Here is a 385-nt window from a genome sequence, read left to right on the forward strand (position 1 = left end):
CGTCCACCTTCGGCGCGTAAAGGCATGACAGTAGTGCTGCAGATCGGCATGTTGCCGGACGGTACGGTGACCCCGCGATTGGGCTCGTGGGTCAGCAGCCCTTCGCGGGTCAGCACTCTGAAGGCTTCTCTCAGGGTGTTACGGGAAATATCCAGACTCTCGGCGAGAGCGGCTTCCGAGAGGCGCTGACCAGGTACCAGCTCGCCCTCGACCAGCATTCTGCGAAGCTCAGTGGTGATCGATTCTCCGAGAGTGCGAGGGAGGGCAGAGGCAGCGTCGTTCATAAAGGGTCCAGAGAAAGAAAAGCCAGGTCGATATTCCACGACAGCTCATTGGCTGGCAAGGACGAAGGTCAGCAGATGCATCATCAGGTAGCACACCTGAG

At 59.0% G+C, this 385-nt stretch carries 1 protein-coding gene; it reads right to left on the reverse strand.

The genetic code is table 11. The annotated features are described in order from the left end of the window. A partial coding sequence (locus DI041_RS21150) for a GntR family transcriptional regulator (RefSeq protein WP_211195545.1) occupies window positions 1–284 on the reverse strand: 284 nt, incomplete at its 3' end. Window positions 285–385: the final 101 nt, after the last annotated feature.

Source organism: Stenotrophomonas maltophilia, assembly GCF_004920835.1.
In the GTDB taxonomy this organism is placed as follows: domain Bacteria; phylum Pseudomonadota; class Gammaproteobacteria; order Xanthomonadales; family Xanthomonadaceae; genus Stenotrophomonas; species Stenotrophomonas maltophilia_AQ.